This is a genomic window from Streptomyces sp. B5E4, assembly GCF_039871555.1.
In the GTDB taxonomy this organism is placed as follows: Bacteria; Actinomycetota; Actinomycetes; order Streptomycetales; family Streptomycetaceae; genus Streptomyces.
In genome coordinates this window covers 1-16,999 of the sequence record NZ_JBDPMI010000003.1, presented here as the reverse complement: position 1 = coordinate 16,999, position 16,999 = coordinate 1, and the positions used below count along the sequence as shown (strand labels likewise).

At 75.5% G+C, this 16,999-nt stretch carries 12 protein-coding genes; 4 read left to right on the top strand and 8 right to left on the bottom strand.

Annotated features, from left to right (window positions below; translation table 11 throughout):
- The first annotated feature begins 69 nt into the window (after positions 1-69).
- Positions 70-663, top strand: a complete 594-nt coding sequence (locus tag ABGA99_RS05155; RefSeq protein WP_347581096.1) for a hypothetical protein — start codon at positions 70-72, stop codon at positions 661-663.
- Between the two features lie 69 nt (positions 664-732).
- Here ABGA99_RS05155 and purH read toward each other — a convergent pair whose 3' ends face one another.
- The gene (gene purH, locus ABGA99_RS05150; protein ID WP_347581095.1) at positions 733-2,343 is read right to left on the bottom strand and encodes a bifunctional phosphoribosylaminoimidazolecarboxamide formyltransferase/IMP cyclohydrolase; all 1,611 of its coding nucleotides are present in this window, start codon (positions 2,341-2,343) and stop codon (positions 733-735) included.
- Entirely contained in the window at positions 2,336-2,983 is a 648-nt protein-coding gene (purN, locus tag ABGA99_RS05145) for a phosphoribosylglycinamide formyltransferase (RefSeq protein ID WP_347581094.1), read from the bottom strand. The genes purH and purN overlap by 8 nt, the downstream gene beginning before the upstream one ends.
- A gap of 353 nt (positions 2,984-3,336) precedes the next feature.
- On the opposite strand from purN, the gene ABGA99_RS05140 reads away from it, so the two are divergent.
- A complete protein-coding gene (locus ABGA99_RS05140; RefSeq protein ID WP_347582230.1) occupies positions 3,337-4,332 on the top strand; it encodes a hypothetical protein in 996 nt (331 codons plus the stop codon).
- Between the two features lie 95 nt (positions 4,333-4,427).
- Here ABGA99_RS05140 and ABGA99_RS05135 read toward each other — a convergent pair whose 3' ends face one another.
- Complete coding sequence (locus tag ABGA99_RS05135; RefSeq protein ID WP_347582229.1) at positions 4,428-5,849, bottom strand: DUF6350 family protein; 1,422 nt, start codon at positions 5,847-5,849, stop codon at positions 4,428-4,430.
- Between the two features lie 76 nt (positions 5,850-5,925).
- Between ABGA99_RS05135 and ABGA99_RS05130 the strand changes: the two genes are divergently transcribed.
- Complete coding sequence (locus ABGA99_RS05130; RefSeq protein ID WP_347582228.1) at positions 5,926-7,161, top strand: hypothetical protein; 1,236 nt, start codon at positions 5,926-5,928, stop codon at positions 7,159-7,161.
- A 102-nt stretch (positions 7,162-7,263) separates the two neighbouring features.
- On the opposite strand, the gene sucD is transcribed toward ABGA99_RS05130, so the two are convergent.
- From sucD to ABGA99_RS05105, 5 genes are all read right to left on the bottom strand, one after another.
- Entirely contained in the window at positions 7,264-8,148 is an 885-nt protein-coding gene (sucD, locus tag ABGA99_RS05125; protein WP_347581090.1) for a succinate--CoA ligase subunit alpha, read from the bottom strand.
- Positions 8,149-8,170: 22 nt separating this feature from the next.
- A complete protein-coding gene (gene sucC, locus ABGA99_RS05120) occupies positions 8,171-9,343 on the bottom strand; it encodes an ADP-forming succinate--CoA ligase subunit beta (protein ID WP_347582227.1) in 1,173 nt (390 codons plus the stop codon).
- A gap of 196 nt (positions 9,344-9,539) precedes the next feature.
- Positions 9,540-10,670 (bottom strand): VWA domain-containing protein, encoded by a 1,131-nt coding sequence (locus ABGA99_RS05115; protein WP_347582338.1) that lies wholly within the window; start codon positions 10,668-10,670, stop codon positions 9,540-9,542.
- Between the two features lie 353 nt (positions 10,671-11,023).
- On the bottom strand, positions 11,024-13,642 hold the full coding sequence (locus ABGA99_RS05110; protein ID WP_347582337.1) for a DUF5682 family protein: 2,619 nt from the start codon (positions 13,640-13,642) through the stop codon (positions 11,024-11,026).
- 260 nt (positions 13,643-13,902) lie between these two features.
- Positions 13,903-15,078: an AAA family ATPase gene (locus tag ABGA99_RS05105; RefSeq protein ID WP_347581087.1), complete on the bottom strand. Its 1,176-nt coding sequence runs from the start codon at positions 15,076-15,078 to the stop codon at positions 13,903-13,905.
- A gap of 154 nt (positions 15,079-15,232) precedes the next feature.
- On the opposite strand from ABGA99_RS05105, the gene ABGA99_RS05100 reads away from it, so the two are divergent.
- Positions 15,233-16,681 carry an SWIM zinc finger family protein gene (locus ABGA99_RS05100; RefSeq protein WP_347582226.1) on the top strand — a complete coding sequence of 483 codons (1,449 nt, stop codon included), beginning with the start codon at positions 15,233-15,235 and terminating at the stop codon, positions 16,679-16,681.
- The last annotated feature ends 318 nt before the right edge of the window (positions 16,682-16,999 follow it).

Sequence of the window (16,999 nt, the reverse complement as noted above, 5' to 3'; positions counted from 1 at the left end):
CGGTCTGGACAGCCGTCCTCGGGCCAGGTCAGTGTGGCACTACGTCCGAAACCGCGGAAGAAGGGCACCGTGAGCCTCCCCGACCAGAACAACCCCTACGGCGGGCCCCAGGGCCAGCAACAGCAGGCGCAGCAAGCACCGCAGCAGCCTGCCCAGCAGCAGCAACAGCCATACGGCTACCCGCAGTACCCCGGCGCCGGCCAGCCGTACCCGGCGTACCCGGGCGGCCCCGGCCCGTACGGCGGGGGTGACTACCCGACGAGCATCCCGGGCAAGGCGACCGCCGCCCGCATCATGATGTTCATCTCGGCCGGGCTGCAGTCCCTGCTCTCCCTCCTGCTGCTCATCGGCATCGCGGTGGCGAAGGAGGACTTCGAGGAGGGCTTCCAGGACGGCTCGGGCGTCGAGGTCCCGGCCGAGGCGGTGGCCGTGGTCGCCGGCATCTACCTGGTGCACGCGATCCTGGGCATCGTCCTCGCCTCGCTGTTCGGCAAGGGCGCGGGCGGCGTGCGCGTCGGCAGCATCGTGTGGCTGAGTTTCCTCATCCTCTTCGGTGTGCTGGCGCTCCCGCTCGGCATCATCTGGGTCGCGCTCGGCATCATCTCGATCGTGATGGTCGCGAACCGCGACTCCGGGCGCTGGTTCTCCCGCCCCAGGCCGTGACCCTCGTCTCGTACACGAAGGGAGCCCCGCCGGCGAAGGCGGGGCTCCCTTCGTCCGTGCCCGGGGTCCTCAGTGGTAGAAGTGCCGCGCGCCCGTGAGGTACATGGTCACGCCCGCCTTCTGCGCGGCCTCGATCACCTGCTCGTCGCGGATCGAGCCGCCCGGCTGCACCACGGCCCGTACCCCCGCGTCGAGCAGCACCTCCAGCCCGTCGGGGAACGGGAAGAAGGCGTCCGAGGCGGCGTACGCCCCGGCCGCGCGCTCCGCGCCCGCGCGCTGCACGGCGAGCTTCGCCGAGTCGACGCGGTTGACCTGCCCCATCCCGACGCCCACGGTGGCGCCGTCCTTCGCCAGCAGGATCGCGTTGGACTTCACCGCGCGGCATGCACGCCAGGCGAACGCCAGGTCCGCGAGGGCCGCCGCGTCGAGGCCCGCGCCCGCGGCGAGCCGCCAGCCTGCCGGGTCGTCGCCCGCCGCCTGGAAGACGTCCCGCTCCTGCACCAGCAGCCCGCCGTCGAGGGGCCGGAACTCGCGCCCCCGCTGCGGCGTCCCGGCGCTGCGCAGGATGCGGATGTTCTTCTTCCGCGTCAGCGCCTCCAGCGCCCCGTCCTCGTACTCCGGCGCCACGATGACCTCGGTGAAGATCTCCGCGACCTGCTCGGCCAGCTCCTTCGACACCGGCCGGTTGACGGCGATCACACCGCCGTACGCGGACACGGGGTCGCAGGCGTGCGCCTTGCGGTGTGCCTCGGCGACGTCGTCGGCGACGGCGATGCCGCAGGGGTTGGCGTGCTTGATGACGGCGACGCAGGGGCGCTCGTGGTCGTACGCGGCGCGCCGGGCGGCCTCGGTGTCGACGTAGTTGTTGTACGACATCTCCTTGCCGTGCAGCTGCTCGGCGCCGGGCAGGCCGGTGCCGGAGCCGTCGGTGTAGAGGGCCGCGGCCTGGTGCGGGTTCTCGCCGTAGCGCAGGGGGTTCAGCCGGGTGTAGGCGGCACCGACGAAGTCCTGGGGGCCGTCGTCGGCGGGGGCGTAGTCCGCGGCGAACCAGTTGGCCACGGCCACGTCGTACGCCGCCGTGTGCTGGAACGCCTCCGCCGCGAGCCGCTTGCGCTGCGCCAGGTCGAAGCCCCCGTCCGCGACGGCCTTGAGGACCTCGTCGTAGCGCGCCGGGTTGACGACGACGGCGACCGACGGGTGGTTCTTCGCCGCGCCCCTGACCATCGACGGGCCGCCGATGTCGATCTGCTCGACACACTCGTCGGGCGAGGCGCCGGAGGCGACGGTCTCGGCGAACGGGTAGAGGTTGCTCACCAGCAGCTCGAAGGGCTCGACGCCCAACTCCGCGAGCTGCCGCCGGTGGTCGTCGAGGCGCAGGTCGGCGAGGAGGCCGGCGTGCACCCGCGGGTGCAGGGTCTTGACCCGGCCGTCCAGGCACTCGGGGAAGCCGGTCAGCTCCTCGACCTTCGTCACCGGCACCCCCGCGGCCGCGATGCGCGCGGCCGTCGAGCCGGTGGAGACGAGCGCGACCCCGGCCTCGTGGAGTCCGTGGGCCAGCTCCTCCAGGCCCGTCTTGTCGTAGACGCTGATCAGCGCGCGGCGAACGGGCCGCCGGGCGTCAGCCCCGGCGGCCTCGTTCGACGCGGACCCTGCCTTGCCCGGGGACCCTGAATCACTCACCGAACCGAACCTTTCGATCCTCGACGCGGTACCCGTCCCGGGCCAGCCGGCCCACGACGTCGACGAGCAGCCGCCGTTCGACTGCCTTGATGCGCTCGTGCAGCGCCTCGCCCCCGTCCCGGTGGTCCTCCTCAAGGACCTCGACCGCGCCCTGCGCGATGATCGGGCCGGTGTCGACGCCTTCGTCGACGAAGTGGACGGTGCACCCGGTGACCTTCACGCCGTGCGCGAGCGCGTCGCGTACGGCGTGGGCGCCGGGGAAGCTGGGGAGCAGCGCGGGGTGGGTGTTGACGAACCGGCCGCCGAAGCGGGCCAGGAACTCCTTCCCCACGATCTTCATGAACCCGGCCGAGACCACGAGGTCCGGCTCGTACGCGGCCGTGGCCTCGGCGAGCGCCCGGTCCCACTCGGCGCGGGTGGCGAAGTCCGGGACCCGGCAGACGAACGTCGGCAGCCCGGCGCGCTCCGCGCGCAGCAGCCCGGCGGCGCCGGCCTCGGCGGTGCGGTCGGCGCCGACCGCGACGACCTCGGCGCCGTAGGCGTCCGCCCCCTGCTCGGCGACGGCGTCGAGCAGGGCCTGGAGATTCGTACCCGAACCGGAGACGAGCACGACGAGGCGGGCGGGCGCATGCGGAACCACGGGGGATCTCTCTTCGGCGGGCGATTGTGTGTCCGTACGGGCCGCGAGACCCTGGGGTGCCAGGGGTCCCGGGGAGGGGCGGCGGACGTCTGCCACCATACCGGGCGTCCCCTGGCGGGGCCGCGCCAGGCCGGGCGGGGTAGCGTCTCCGGTAGCAGTTACGCGCGCCCGCGCACGCGCCCCGGCCCCGCGGGCAGACGACCTGAGGAGACGACGCCGTCCAGATGCAGCAGGACCGACGCCGCAGCGCGGCCCTCCGACGCCCCGTCCCCGCATCGGCCGGGGGCCCCTCGCAGCCCCCCGGCTGGTTTGGCGCGCCCCGGGACGTGCTCGTGCCCGGACAAGGCGGCGTCGTGTACCGCGACTCCCGGCCGCCGTCGGACGCCGAGGCGCCGGCGCCGCCGCCGGAGGGCGGCGGGCAGGGGGCGCAGGGCGGACAGGACGGCCAGGGCGGACAAGGCGGCCAGGGCGGCCAGGGCGGCCAGGGGCAGCCGCAGGGTGGGCCGTACGGGCCCGGGCCTCACGGTGCTCCGCCGCAGGGTCCGCCGCAGTACGGACCCGGGCCGCAGGACGCGCCGCCGCAGGGGTCGCCCGGTGGCGGTGGCGGGCAGGACGGGCAGCACCACGGCGGCCAGGGCGGACAGGACGGGCAGGGCAACGGGCAGAACGGCGGTCAGGACCAGCCGCCGCCCCCGTGGGGCAACCAGTGGAGCAGCCACCAGCCGCCTCCCGGGCACGGCGGTTGGGGCGGCGGCGACCAGGGCCAGCCGGGTCCCGGCGGCCCGCAGGGCCCGGGACAGGACCCTGGCCCCGGCGGCTCCGGCGACGGGTCGGGACCGGGCCGCGACAACGGCCGGGACAACGGCGGCGGCCCCGGAAAGAACCTCCGCTGGGACCCGACCGACCCGGTGCAGCGCCGCTCGCGGTACGCGCTGCTCGCCGGCATGTGGGGCTTCTTCTTCGCCCTGTTCAACTGGTGGCCGCTGGCGCTGCTCCTCGGCTCGCTCGCCCTCTACTGGGGCATCGACGCGCTCCGCGGCAAGTCCCGGACGCCGGGCAACGGGTCGGGCGGCAACGGCCGCGCCAACGGAGGCGCCAACGGCGGCGGCACGGACGCCTTCGGCCAGCCCGTGCAGCGCCAGGCGCGGGGCGGCCGCCCGCACACCACGGCGGCGATCACCGGCATCGTGGCGGCGGGCATCACGCTGTCCATCGTGCTCGTCGGGTTCTCGGTGCAGATCGCGTACCGCGACTACTTCAACTGCCGCAGCGACGCGCTCACCGAGGCGTCGAAGGAACACTGCAGCAACGAACTGCCCAAGCCGCTGCGGACGTTCATCGAGCGCTAGCGGCACCGGCGGCAGAGCGGTCGCGTACGTGCCCGGGCGCCCCCTGCGGTGCGCCCGGGCACGGTGCGTACGGCGCCCTTCCCTCGCGGACGGCGTCAGTCGCCGCCCGGCTCCTCCTCCCACTCCTCCGCCAGCCGCGAACGCGGCTCCCACACCGGCCAGCCCTGCCGCCCCCACGTCCACCGCCGCGCCCGCATACGCCCGCCGGGCGCCGCCACCGACGTGGACACCGGCAGCGGCGGCGCGCCGCGCAGCCGGACGGCCCGTACCGTGAGCGCCACGGGCACCCCCACTACCGCCGTCCACGCCACCGCCGCACCACCGGCCTGCCACCACACCGGTCCGAAGGCCGCCAGCGTCTTTGTGCCGAGCGGTCCGCCGGCGAGCCACGCCACCGCCGCCGTGCCCGCGCCGCAGCCGAACGCCGCCAGCGCCGTCACCCCCGCCGTCGGCCACCACCGCCAACTCCGCTCCCGCTCCCTCGCCACCGGCGCCGCGGCGCGTCCCGCGAAGCACCCGACGACGATTCCCGCCACCACGGGAACCGCCGCGGCGGCCCAGGTCAGCCCTCCGCCCGGGTCCTCGCCCGGTACCGCGGCGAGCAGCGGGAAGACGGGCTGCACGGGGTGGTCGGCGGCGCCCAGCGGCGTCACCGTGCTCCCCGGCCCGACGGCGAACCCCGGCCCGAGCCCGTACACCGCCGCCCACATCGCGGCGTTCGGCAGCAGCGCGACCGCGAGCAGGAAGACGCCGAACCGGCCGGAGACCGTCGTGGACAGGGAGAGGAAGCTCTGCTGCGCGACGGCCGCGTGCGCGACCAGGGCGACCGCGCACAGCAGCGCGCCGCCGCCGAGCAGCGCGACGACCCCCGCCGCGCCGGCCCGCGCGGCGGCCTCCGCGCGCGGCGCCGCCCCGGCCCGGGCGTCGGCCGCGCCCGGGTGCCAGCGCCGGGGCAGCAGCACGGCGGGCGTCCCGGCCGCGGACCACACCCCGGCGGCGGTGGCCGCCGCCACGGTCAGCGGCACCACGACCGCGGCGCTGAGCGGCGCGGGCCGCAGCGGCCCGGCCAGCGCGTAGCCGGTGACCCCGGCGGCGACGGCGAGATAGGCGCAGGCCACCCACGCACCGGTGGCCAGCGGCGTGAGCGGCGGCCTGCCGTCCTGCGGGGTGAGCGCGTCGCGCGCGCCGCGGTGCAGCAGGAAGACGGGCAGCGCCGTGAGCAGCAGCGGGGTGAGGCCGAGGGGGGCGGGTGCGCCGGTGCGTGTCCCGGTGCGTACGAGATCGGCCCCGTGGGCGAGAAGCCACAGGTCGGCGACGAGGTGCAGGGCGCCGCCCGGGCCGCTGTCGGGGTACGGGGACGTGATCCACAGCAGCAGCACGAGCACGGCGAGGAGGCCGAGGCCGAGGCCGGCGGCGAGGAACCCGCTCGCCAGCGCGGCGACGACGGCGGCGCTGCGGGCGCGCTGCGACCGGGGCCGGGGCGAGAACGACGGGGCGAGGTCGGTCAATTGGCTCACGGCCGCCATGCTGCCAAATACACCCGTTTCGCCCTGGTAACGGGCGTTTGTCCGTCGTGTTGGCCACGATGGTGATATGGACCCTGACATATCGCCGCCACCTGGGCCTTCCGTGCCGCTCGGGCCACGGGAGAGACGCCGGCGGCGGCGCGGGCGGGGGTGGTCGCCCGAGCTGGACGACACCGAGGAGATCCCGGTCGTGCGCAGGGCCGGGACGGGGACGGATGCCGGGACCGGAGCCTACGGGCTGGGGCCGGCCGGCGGGACGCCCCGGAACCGGGCCGCGGCGGGCCGGGCGCACCGGGTCGGAGCGTACGGGAACAGGGCGTACCGCGCCGGCCGGCGGGCCGCCGCCGCGCGGGACTACGCGGCGGCCGCCGAGGCCACCGCAGCCGCCGCGGAGGCCGCGTACGACGCGCTCTACCAGCGCTGTGCCACCGACGTCACCCGGCACACGTACCTGCTCACCGGCGACCACGCCCTGACCCGCGAGGCCGTCGAGCACGCCTTCCACCTGGCGTGGGAGCGGTGGCCGGAGGTGGCCTCCGACCGGGATCCGCCGGGCTGGGTGCGGGCGGCGGCGTTCGCGTACGTGCAGGAGCCCTGGGAGTGGCTGCGCGCCCGGTGGCGGCGCCGGGCGCGGCGCGGGGAGGAACCGGCCGACGACGAGGTGTGCGGGGAGGAGGCGGACCGGCGGGTCTTCGCGGCGCTGCGGGCGCTGCCGCAGTCGTACCGCAGTGCCGTCGTCGTCTACGACGTCGTCGGGCTCGACCTGCCCGAGGCCGCCGCCGAGCTGGAGGCCAGCACCCTGGCCGCCGCGGGGCGGGTCACCCACGCACACGAGGCGCTGGCCGAGGCCGTGCCGGAGCTGGGGGCGCTGCCGGAGCGCAAGCGGGCGGAGGAGCTGAGCGCCCGGCTGCGGCGGTTCGCCGCCGCGCAGCCGATACGCACCCTGCCCCCGGGCGCGGCACGCCACCGCAGCGAGAGCCGTACGGACCGGCAGTTGCGCCGCTACGCCCTGCTGGCCGCCGCCATCTTCCTGGTCGCGGCGGTCGTCTCCGTCGTGGGCGAGGTCCAGGCCCGCAACAGAGCCACGTCACCGGCGCCGCCCGCGTGGCTGACCGGCCGGTCCGTCTGGCCGCCCGCGCCGGGACAGGGCGGCCCGGCCGCACCGGGGTCCCTCACCCCGAGCCCCGCCGGCGTGCCCGGCGACCGCCCGCCCGGCGTGCCCCACGCCCCGGGTCCAGCCGACGCACCCGCCGGCGGCCGGGACCATCCGTCCGTGGGACCCGTCCGCGGGGGGCCGGGTTGACGCGCGCCCGCCCCGGCATGCGGGAGCGGACCCGCCCCTCGGGGCGGGTCCGCTCCCGTTCCGTCACGGAGCCCGCTGCCGGGCCCCGCGCGGTGATCCGCGTCAGCCCGCCAGCACCTCGCGGGCCAGCCGCGCCGTCTCCGACGGCGTCTTGCCGACCTTCACGCCCGCGGCCTCCAGGGCTTCCTTCTTCGCCTGGGCGGTGCCCGAGGAGCCGGAGACGATGGCGCCGGCGTGGCCCATGGTCTTGCCCTCGGGGGCGGTGAAGCCGGCGACGTAGCCGACGACCGGCTTGGTCACGTGGGCCTCGATGTAGTCCGCGGCCCGCTCCTCGGCGTCGCCGCCGATCTCGCCGATCATCACGATCAGGTCGGTGTCGGGGTCGGCCTCGAAGGCTTCGAGCGCGTCGATGTGGGTGGTGCCGATCACCGGGTCGCCGCCGATGCCGACGCAGGTGGAGAAGCCGATGTCGCGCAGCTCGTACATCATCTGGTACGTCAGCGTGCCGGACTTCGACACCAGGCCGATCCGGCCGGGCTTGGTGATGTCCGCGGGGATGATGCCGGCGTTGGACTGGCCGGGGGTGATCAGGCCGGGGCAGTTGGGGCCGATGATGCGCGTCTTGTTGCCCTTGGCGCCCGCGTACGCCCAGAAGGCGGCGGTGTCGTGGACCGCGATGCCCTCGGTGATGACCACCGCGAGCGGGATCTCGGCGTCGATGGCCTCGATCACGGCGGACTTGGTGAACTTCTCCGGCACGAAGATGACGGTGACGTCCGCGCCGGTGGTGTCGATGGCCTCCTTGACCGACCCGAAGACCGGGATCTCCGTGCCGTCGAAGTCGACCTTCTGGCCCGCCTTGCGGGGGTTGACCCCGCCGACGACGTTGGCGCCGGACGCCAGCATCCGCCGCGTGTGCTTCTGGCCCTCCGAGCCGGTCATGCCCTGGACGATGACCTTGGAGTCCTTGGTGAGGAAGATAGCCATGGTTTTCTTCTGCCCTCTGTCCTTACTTGGCGGCCAGCTCGGCGGCGCGGTCGGCGGCGCCGTCCATCGTGTCCACCTGCTCGACGAGCGGGTGGTTGGCGTCGCTGAGGATCTTGCGACCCAGCTCGGCGTTGTTGCCGTCGAGCCGCACGACCAGCGGCTTGGTGACGTCCTCGCCCTTGCTCTTGAGCAGTTCGAGGGCCTGCACGATGCCGTTGGCGACCGCGTCGCACGCGGTGATGCCGCCGAATACGTTGACGAAGACGGAGCGGACGTCCGGGTCGCCGAGGATGATCTCCAGGCCGTTGGCCATCACATCGGCGGAGGCGCCGCCGCCGATGTCGAGGAAGTTGGCGGGCTTGACGCCGCTGTGCTTCTCGCCCGCGTACGCGACGACGTCGAGGGTGGACATGACCAGACCCGCGCCGTTGCCGATGATGCCGACCTGGCCTTCGAGCTTCACGTAGTTGAGGCCCTTGGCCTTGGCGGCGGCCTCCAGCGGGTTGGCGGCGGCCTTGTCCTCGAAAGCGACGTGGTCGGGCTGGCGGAACTCGGCGTTCGCGTCCAGCGACACCTTGCCGTCCAGCGCCAGGACCGTGCCGTCGGCGGTCTTGACCAGCGGGTTGACCTCGACCAGGAGGGCATCCTCCTTGACGAAGACGGTCCACAGCGTCTGCAGGACCTCGACGACCTGGTCGGCGATCTCGGCGGGGAAGCGCGCGGCGTCGACGATCTCGCGGGCCTTGGCCTCGGTCACACCGTCGTTGGCGTCGACGGGGATCTTGGCCAGCGCCTCCGGCTTGGTGGCCGCGACCTCCTCGATGTCCATGCCGCCCTCGACGGAGGCCATGGCCAGGAAGGTGCGGTTGGCGCGGTCGAGGAGATACGACACGTAGTACTCGTCGGCGATGTCCGCGGTCTGGGCGAGCATCACCTTGTGGACCGTGTGGCCCTTGATGTCCATGCCCAGAATCTGGCCGGCCTTCACCACGGCGTCGTCAGGGTCGGACGCGAGCTTGACACCGCCCGCCTTGCCCCGGCCGCCGGTCTTGACCTGGGCCTTGACGACGGCGCGACCGCCGAGCTCCACGGTCACCTGGCGCGCCGCTTCGGGCGTGTCGATGACTTCGCCGGCCAGCACCGGTACACCATGCTTGGCGAAGAGATCCCTCGCCTGGTACTCGAACAGATCCACGCGCGTCCGTCCCTTTGTGATTCAGTCGTGTCGCGTTGTAATGGCAGGGTCGTCTTGCAGGTTAGCCCTGCCTGACTGCCCGGCCTAAATTCGGGGTCACACCGGCGCGGTGAGAACGGTCACAAGTGCGGTTCCCGTGTGAGCGGGTACGGATGCGCCCGGGGGACTGCTCTCCAGGTCTCGCTGCGTCGCCTCTCTACGTCGCCGCGGGGACGGGCAGCGGGCGGCCCTCCAGCGCCGCCGCCATCACCTCGGGGAACAGCTCGGGCGTACAGGCGAACGCGGGTGCGCCGAGGGCGGCGAGCGCGGCCGCGTGATCACGGTCGTACGCGGGCGCTCCCTCGTCGGAGAGCGCGAGCAGCGCGACGAACTGCACGCCCGACGCCTTCATGGCGGCGACCCGCTTCAGCATCTCCTGGCGTATGCCGCCCTCGTACAGGTCGCTGATGAGCACGACCACGGTGTCGGCGGGGCGGGTGATGCGCTGCTGGCAGTACGCGAGCGCCCTGTTGATGTCCGTACCGCCGCCGAGTTGGGTGCCGAAGAGCACGTCCACGGGGTCGCTGAGCTGGTCGGTGAGGTCGACGACGGCGGTGTCGAAGGCGACGAGGCGGGTGGCGAGGGAGCGCATCGAGGCGAGGACGGCGCCGAAGACGGAGGCGTAGACGACGGAGGCGGCCATGGAGCCGGACTGGTCGATGGCGAGGACGACTTCCTTGCGGACGGAGCGCGCGGCGCGCGCGTAGCCGACGAGGCGCTCGGGGACGACGGTGCGGTGCTCGGGGACGTAGTGCTTGAGGTTGGCGCGGATGGTGCGGTCCCAGTCGATGTCGCGGTGCCGGGGCCGCTGCACGCGGGCGGCCCGGTCGAGGGCGCCGGTGAGGGTGGCGCGGGTGCGGGCGGCGAGTTTGCGCTCCAGGTCGTCGGTGACCTGCCGGACGACGGTACGGGCGGTCTCGCGGGCCTCGTCGGGCATGGCCTTGGCGAGGGAGAGCAGCGTGCCGACGAGATGCACGTCGGGCTCGACGGCGGCGAGCATCTCGGGCTCCAGGAGGAGCGAGGCGATGCCGAGACGGTCGATGGCGTCGCGCTGCATGACCTGGACGACGGGCGTCGGAAAGTACTCCCGCACATCCCCGAGCCACCGGGCCACCTGCGGCGCGGACCCGCCGAGCCCGGCCCGCCGCCGACCGCTGTTTCCGGGTTGGTCGGCGCCCCCGTAGAGAGCGGCCAGGACCTGATCCATCCCGGCGTCGTCCCCGGCCAGCGCCGCCCCGGTCCCGTCCCCGCCGCCTTCGCCCCCCAGCACCAGCCGCCACCGCCGCAACCGCTCCCCTCCGGGGGCGGCGGGGGCGGGCGGACCGGGGACGGAGGCGGCAGCGGGGGCGGGGGCCGGGGTCGTGGGGCCGGGGTCGCCTTGGGCGGGCGGGGTCGCGTCCGCGGAGCGGACGGCGGACGAGGCGGGATACACGGGGGCGGGGGGATGGGGAGGCACGGACGCAGAGGGCGCCGGGAACACGGGAGTCGGGGACACAGGAGTCGAGGGCACGGGATCGGTGAAGGGGGACCCGGACCCGACGGCGCCGGTGGCCTGCGGGGGCGGGGCGGTGCGATGCGCGGAGGGCCGGGGAGCGGACATCGAGGGCTCCTCTTGGGGGTCGTGGGAGGCTTGGTGCCGGGTCACGGTCGTTCCTCCTCGGTGCCGAGCAGTGCGCGGAGCGTGGGCAGGACGGCGGCGGCGCGGGCCGTGTCGATCTCGTCGGCGAAGCCGGGCAGGCCCTCCGGCTCGGCCGGGCCCGCGGTGGAGGCGCCGCGGCGTACCAACTCGCCGATGGCGCGCCGGGCCCCCGGCTCGTACTCGGCGAACGTCCGCCGCAGCAGCGGCAGCACGTCCGTGAAGGCGTCGCCGGACAGCCCGGTCAGCCAGCCGTCGACCAGGGCGAGCAGCCGCTCGTCGTGGACGAGGAGCATGCCGCCGTCGCCGCCGAGGAAGCCCTCGACCCATGCGGCGGCGTCCGCGGGCGGCACGGCGTGGGACAGGGCGAGGCCCATGACCCGCTCCGCCTCGGCGGCCGGCATCCGGCCCGCGTCCAGGAGCAGCCGCACGGCCCGGCCGCGGATGAGCCCGGGCACGGCATCCCGGCCCGCCAGTACCCGCAACGCTCCGGCCCACCGCGTTCGCAGCGAACCCGCCGCGGCGGGCACCGCCTCCTCCGCCGCCGCACCGCCACCGGCGACGGGACCGGCTGCCGCGGGCCGGCCGCCTGCCGTCATTCCGTCATCGCCGGGGGCGGCTGTTCCGGACTCCGCGTTCACCGCACCGCCGGAGGCGTCCGCCTCCGAACCGGCGCCCCCGGATCCCGGGCTCGCGTCCAGCAACGCCACCGCCGCGTGTACCGCGTCGACGTGCGTGCGCATCTCCTGTGCCCCGTCCGTGTCGAGCCCCGCGCACGCGGCCGGGAGGCCGACGAAGATGCGGTCGGCCAGGCCCGTGGCGACCTCCGCGAGCGCCGCGGTCTCCGTGCCCCGGACGTCGCCGTAGCGGACGGAGCGGGCCAGCGCGGGGAGCGCCGCGGCCAGGTGGCCGACGTCCGTGTCGAGCGCGGCGCGGTCGGCGAGTGCCTGCATGGCGACCGGCAGGGCGTCGGTCAGCTCGGCGAGCAGGCACTGCTCGGCCAGCGCCGTCACCTGGGCCAGCGAACCGGCCTGCGCCGCCTCGTACTCGGCCTTCGCGGTGGCCGCCGCGACCACCGTCGTGCCCCAGAGCGCCGCCTCCACGACGCGTACGGACAGATCCGGCTCCCACCGCAGGCTCCACGTCTCGCGGAACGTGCCGGTGCTCGCCCGGGAGGCCGCGGGCACGCCCCAGTCGATGCCGAGCAGCCGCAGCCGGTGCAGCAGGCGGCTGCGCCCCGCGTCGGTCTCCTTGCGCAGGTCGAGCTGCAGCTCGCGCTCCTCGGCCGTCGGCTTGAGCCGCAACGCCCGCTGCGTACGGGCCAGATCCCGCTGCAGAGGCACGGCGGGCGCCGACTCCGGCACCTCGCCGAGCGCGTCGCCCACGACGAGCCGGTCGGCGACGAGCGCCAGCGGCACCTCGGAGCCGTCGCACATCACGGCCCGTACGGCATCCAGCGTCTCGGCCAGCCCGGCGAGCGGCCGGCCCCGCATCGTGGCCAGCGCGGTGGCGAGCCGGACGGCCTCGATGACGTGTGCCGACGAGACGGTCCGGCCCTCGGCGCGCAGCAGGCCGGCGACCTTGATCAGCCAGCGCTCGATGGGCCGGTCCGGGACCTCGAAAAGATGGGCGTACCAGCCCGGGGAGTCGATACCCGCACCGTAGCCGCTCTGCCGCGCCAGCCGGCGGTGGGTCCACGGCACCCAGGCCACCTCGGTCTTGACCTTCGGCAGGCCCTTGAGCAGCCGGCGGTCGGCGGTGACGGTGGTACGGGCCCGCAGCGCGGGCACGTGCCACGCGCCGCAGACGACGGCGACCCGCCCGTCGAACTCGCGCCGCGCCTCCCGCAGCCGCAGCCGCATGTGCGCTTCGCGCACCAGATCCCGGTCGTGCCCCCCGTCCCCGTACCGCTCGCGCAGCGCGCCCATCGCCTCGGCCAACGCCACGAACGTCGCGGCGACATCAGCGTCGCCGGGAGAGGCGTCCGGGCCGCGGGGGTCCGCGAGGGCGGCGGTGCCGTCGGCGTCCGACGCAGCGGCGGGCTCGGCGCGGTGCGGCATGCGGTGCTCGATCGCGTCCTCCCACCACCTCTCCGGGTCGTCGTAGCCCGCGGCCTCCGCGAGGACCGCCAGCGGGTCGATGCGCAGCGCCTCGGGATCGAGCGCCGCCCCCTCCCCTTCCTCGCCTCCGGATCCGTCCGTGCCGCCGGGCCGCCCCGCCTCATGCTCGTCGCCCGGCCCCGGCCCACCCGGGGCCAGTCGGTCGGCACCGGCCATCGCGAGGGTGTGGGTGGCGGGGAGGTCGATGAAGCGGACCGGGACGCCGTGGCGCAGCGCCCAGCGGATCGCGACCCACTCCGGCGAGAAGTGCGCCAGCGGCCAGAACCCCGCCCGCGCCGGCTCGTCCACGGCGTGCGCCAGCAGCGCGACGGGCGGGCGCATGTCCTCGTCGGCGGCCAGCTCGACGATCGCGTCCGCCTCCGGCGGCCCCTCGACGAGCACGACCCGCGGCCGGTACGCGTCCAGCGCCGCGGCGACCCCGCGCGCGGAGCCGGGCCCGTGGTGCCGTACGCCGAGCAGCAACGGCTCGACGGCCGCGGTACCCCGCCGGCGCCCCTCCTCCACACCGCCCACGGACCGCTCCCCCTCCACGACGGCGACTCCCCCACCCAAGCGCTCCGCCCCCCTCCCGGCTACGCCCCCGGTGACTCTCCCGGCCACGGATTCCGCGCTCCTCCCGGTCAGGCGCCCCGCGGCCTCCCCGGCCACGTCTCCCGCGTCGTCCTGCTTCGCGTCGGCGAACTCCTCGTCCACGTACGCCTCTTCCGCCACCCTCACCCCCTCACTCACGCCTTGTTTCTTCTACGTCCCGCACTCCGGTGGGATCACGCCGTGAGCTCGCGGCAGGCGCGGTAGAAGTCCTTCCAGCCCTCGCGCTCGCGGACCACCGTTTCCAGGTACTCCTGCCACACCACACTGTCCGCCGCCGGATCGCGGACCACCGCGCTCTGGATGCCCGCCGCCACGTCGCTCGCGCGGAGCACCCCGTCGCCGAAGTGCGCCGCCAGCGCGAGGCCGCCGGTGACCACCGATATCGCCTCCGCCGTCGACAGCGTCCCGGACGGGGACTTCACCTTCGTCCGGCCGTCGGCCGTCTGCCCGTCACGCAGTTCGCGGAAGACCGTGACGACCCGGCGGATCTCGTCGACCGCCTCGGGGACCGGCGGGAGCTGGAGGGAGACGCCGATCTGGGCGACGCGCTGCGTGACGATGCCGACCTCGTCCTCGGGGGACGCCGGGAGCGGGAGCACCACCGTGTTGAAGCGGCGGCGCAGGGCACTCGACAGTTCGTTGATCCCGCGGTCGCGGTCGTTGGCCGTCGCGATGACGTTGAACCCCCGGACCGCCTGGACCTCTTCGCCCAGCTCCGCGATCGGCAGGGTCTTCTCCGACAGGATCGTGATGAGCGAGTCCTGCACGTCGGCCGGGATACGGGTCAGCTCCTCGACCCGCGCCGTCATGCCCTCCGCCATCGCCCGCATCACCGGGCTGGGCACCAGCGCCTCCCGGCTGGGGCCGGCGGCCAGCAACTGCGCGTAGTTCCACCCGTAGCGGATGGCCTCCTCCGGCGTGCCCGCCGTCCCCTGCACGAGCAGCGTGGAATCGCCGCTGACCGCGGCGGCCAGGTGCTCCGAGACCCAGGTCTTCGCCGTGCCGGGCACGCCGAGGAGCAGCAGCGCCCGGTCCGTCGCCAGCGTGGCGACCGCCACCTCCACGATCCGGCGCGGGCCGACGTACTTGGGCGTGACGGCCGTGCCGTCCGGGAGCGTGCCGCCCAGGAGATACGTGGACACCGCCCACGGCGACAGCCGCCAGCGCGGCGGCCGGGGCCGGTCGTCCGCGGCGGCGAGGGCCGCCAGCTCATGCGCGAAGGCGTGTTCGGCGTGCGGCCGCAGCGCGTGGTCCGCGTCCGCGGACCCTGCGGTGCCCGCGGACTCCGCGGACCGGCCCGCCTCGCCGCTGCCCCCGATGGCCGCGCCCGCCCCTGTGGTGGTCGTCATCGTGTCCCCTCCTCGCCGACTCGGTCGCAGCCGCCGCCGCTACCGCCGCGGTGACTGCGGAAACCACCTTGCCGCACGGCACTGACACCGCTCCCACGCCTGTGGACAGCGCAGGTCAGGGCCGTTGTCAGTGGGGGGTCGTAGCGTCGTGGGCATGGAGGGGCTGAACGAACGGTGGAGCGTGGATCAGGTGTGGGGGCTGGCCCCTGACACCTCGTCACGTACGGCGGGAAGCAAGCTCGCCGCGGCCGGGCCGTGGGCGGAGTCCGGGGCCGCGGGCGAGGCGGTGTGGGGGCTGTGCCGCGGAAGCGGGAGCAGGCCGTATCAGACGGCGGTGGATCTGCAGGGCCCGGCGTACAAGTGCAGTTGCCCGAGCCGGAAGTTCCCGTGCAAGCACGCGCTGGGGCTGCTGTTGCGCTGGGCGCAGGGCGAGGTGCCCGAGACCCCGGCGGACACCTCGGTCCCCCAGTGGGCGGCCGAGTGGCTGGCGAGCCGCCGGGAGAAGGCGGAGCGTGAGGCCGCCGCCGGGCCCGCGGCGGAGCGGGCCCCGGATCCGGCGGCGGCGGCCGAGGCCCGGCGGCGGGCGGAGCAGCGGCGGCAGCGGATCGCGGCGGGGGCCGCGGAGTTGGAGCAGCGGCTTGCGGACCTGCTGCGCGACGGGCTGGCGACGGCGCCGCGGGGTGCCGTGTGGGAGGAGACCGCGGCGCGCATGGTCGACGCGCAGGCGCCCGGTCTCGCGGCGCGGGTGCGCGAGTTGGGGACGCTGCCGGCTTCGGGACCCGGGTGGCCGGCGCGGCTGCTCGCCGAGTGCAGCTTGCTGCATCTGCTGGACCAGGGCTTCCTGCGGCTGGACGAGTTGCCCGAGCCGCTGGCGGCGACGGTGCGGGCACGGGTGGGCCTGACGGTCGACGCCGCGGGGCTGCTGCGCGGCGGCACGCTGCGGGACGACTGGCTGGTGCTGGCCCAGGAGGACGCCGACGACGGCAAGTTGGTCACGCGCCGCATCTGGCTGTGGGGCGTGGGTACGGAGCGGATGGCGCTGCTGCTCGCGTACGGGGCGGCGGGCCGGGCGCCGGAGCAGTCGCTGCCGACGGGACTGGTGCTGGACGCGGAGCTGGCCTATTACCCGGGCGCGTATCCGCTGCGCGCGGCGCTGGGCACGGTTCACGCGGGCCCGCGGGCCCCGGCGGGGGGCGGCCGGGAGGAGCGGGCCGTGCCGCCGGGGGCCGGGATCGCGGAGGTGGCCGCGGCGTACGGGGCGGCACTGGTGGCGGACCCCTGGCTGGAGGGGATACCTGCGGTCCTGACGGACGTGGTCCCGGTGCCGGCAGAGGGGGACGAGGGCTGGCAGTTGGCCGAGCGCACGGGCGACCGCGCGCTGCCGTTCCACCCGGCCGCGGGGCGCGGTCCGAGCGTCTGGCAGCTTCTCGCGGTGTCGGGGGGCGGCCCGGTCACGGTCTTCGGCGAGTTCGGCCACGCGGGCTTCCGCCCGCTGACCACGTGGTCGGCCGGCGCGGCGGTCCCGCTGACGGGCGCCGCCGCGGCCGTGGCGGGGGCGGGGGCGCCGATCGCGGCGGCGAAGGGAGCAGGCACGTGGCGCTGACGCGAGATCGGGAGCAGGTTCGGCGCGGCGGGCCGGCGAAGGGGTGCGGAGCGCCGTATGCCCGGCGGCCAGGGCCGGGAGCGAAGCGGAGAGGAGACACCGGGCCGCACCGCGCGGCCCGCAGGTTCCGCGCCCCGTCGAGGCGGGGCCTCAACCGCCCGCCGCGCGGCGGCAAGCGGCCGTCCGGCGCGGCGAGCCGAGGCCCGGGGAACGGCCCGCGGGGGGCGAGGCATGCCGGACGGGGGGCGACTGCCGGGGCGTGGGCGCGCAGGTGCGTGGTCCGGGACGGGTTCGGGGCTTCGGAGGGGGTCGTATGAC

Coding starts and splice junctions, on each gene's coding strand:
- ABGA99_RS05130 (WP_347582228.1), top strand. CDS start 5,926: ATGGACCCTGACATATCGCCGCCACCTGGGCCTTCCGTGCCGCTCGGG.
- sucD (WP_347581090.1), bottom strand. CDS start 8,148: ATGGCTATCTTCCTCACCAAGGACTCCAAGGTCATCGTCCAGGGCATG.
- ABGA99_RS05105 (WP_347581087.1), bottom strand. CDS start 15,078: ATGACGACCACCACAGGGGCGGGCGCGGCCATCGGGGGCAGCGGCGAG.
- ABGA99_RS05100 (WP_347582226.1), top strand. CDS start 15,233: ATGGAGGGGCTGAACGAACGGTGGAGCGTGGATCAGGTGTGGGGGCTG.